The following is a 1,325-nucleotide window of genomic DNA, read 5'->3' on the forward strand; positions in this document are numbered from 1 at the left end:
CCGCGCGCCCCAGCGCCTCCATGAAGCCGCTCACCGCCCGCCCCCCGGAGCCGGGCCGGGCGCGCCCCGACCGCGGCTCAGGCGCCGAGCGCGGCGTCGAGCTTGGCCGCGAACTCCTCGTAGGGCATGTTGCCCTCCTTCTTCCCGTTGATCAGGAAGCTCGGGGTCGAATCCACCCCGTCCGCGGCGGCGTTCTTCTGGTATTCCGCCACCAGCGCCTCGGCCTTGGCCCGGTCCTGCATGCAGGCGTCCATCTCGGCGTTGGTGAGCCCGGCCTGCCGGCCGATGCCGTAGAGCTTCTCGAGCATCGCCTGCTCGCTCGCCTGCCCGGCCCAGTCCTGCTGCCGCGCGAAGAGCGCATCGACGATGCCGAAGTAGCGGTCCTCGGGCGCGCAGCGCGCGATCATCGCCGCCCAGAGCGCCGGCTTGTTGAAATAGACCTCGCGGAAGACCAGGCGGACCTTGCCGGTGTCGATGTAGTTCTCCTTGATCTTCGGCAGCACCTCCTGCGCGAAGACGGCGCAGTGCGGGCAGGTGAACATCGCGTATTCGACCAGCGTCACCGGCGCGTTCGGATCGCCGAGGCTCATCTCCGCGACGCCCGCGGTCTCCTGCGCGGCGCCGAGGCCGGGGAGGCCGGCCGCTCCGGCGACGAGGGCGAGGGCGGCGAGGGTCTGGCGGCGGGTCAGGTGCATCGGCTTCAGCCTTCCGGTTCATGCGATTTCGCCCGGGATAGCACATTCCGCGCCAATGTCTCCAAGGCCGCGCGCAGGTCGCCATCACCAATGCTTGAGAGCGTGCCGCCGACCTCGCCGAGATCGACCGGCTCGGCCTCCGCCGCGGGGCGGGGCGCGAAGGCCGCCGCCGCCTCGGCGAAGCCGTGCGCCGCCTGGGTGAGCTGGATGCGCCCGACCGTCCCCGGGCCGAGCGCCGCGTTCACCCGCTCGCGCAGGAGCGGCAGCAGCATCTGCAGCTGCGGCGCATGCGCCCCGGCGACCGCCACCGTCAGCAGCCCCCCCGCCGGCCCGCGGGCGCGGGCGAGCTTCACCGGCGCGCAGATGGCGGCGAACTCCGGGCCGGCGATCTCGCCCCAGAGCGCGCGCAGCCGCGCCTGGGCGAAGCCGCGCCGGGCGGCGGCGGTGCGCATCTGCGGTTCGACCAGCCCGCCGGCGCGGACGAAGCCGCGGGCGATGCGCTGCGGGGCCGGGGCACGGGCGGGCTTGCCTTTCCCCTCCCGTCTGCCATCGTCCCCGGCCATGCGACTCCCTTCCGCTCTGGTTAACGAGGCTAGCGGCTCGGGGCGGGCTTGTCAGGGGGAACGGATC

General features: G+C 73.7%; 2 protein-coding genes. Both read right to left on the reverse strand.

Translation table 11 applies throughout. From position 1 onward, the window contains the following. Positions 1-77 precede the first annotated feature (77 nt). Complete coding sequence (locus Q0112_RS02355; RefSeq protein WP_297970885.1) at positions 78-695, reverse strand: DsbA family protein; 618 nt, start codon at positions 693-695, stop codon at positions 78-80. A 5-nt stretch (positions 696-700) separates the two neighbouring features. Continuing rightward, the gene (locus Q0112_RS02360) at positions 701-1,258 is read right to left on the reverse strand and encodes a DUF721 domain-containing protein (RefSeq protein ID WP_297970888.1); all 558 of its coding nucleotides are present in this window, start codon (positions 1,256-1,258) and stop codon (positions 701-703) included. Between the last annotated feature and the right edge of the window lie 67 nt (positions 1,259-1,325).

The organism is uncultured Amaricoccus sp., assembly GCF_937858865.1.
Taxonomy (GTDB): Bacteria; Pseudomonadota; Alphaproteobacteria; order Rhodobacterales; family Rhodobacteraceae; genus Amaricoccus.

Bases quoted from the DNA above. Each gene is read 5' to 3' on its own strand.
- Q0112_RS02360 (WP_297970888.1), bottom strand. From the start codon at position 1,258: ATGGCCGGGGACGATGGCAGACGGGAGGGGAAAGGCAAGCCCGCCCGT.
- Q0112_RS02355 (WP_297970885.1), bottom strand. From the start codon at position 695: ATGCACCTGACCCGCCGCCAGACCCTCGCCGCCCTCGCCCTCGTCGCC.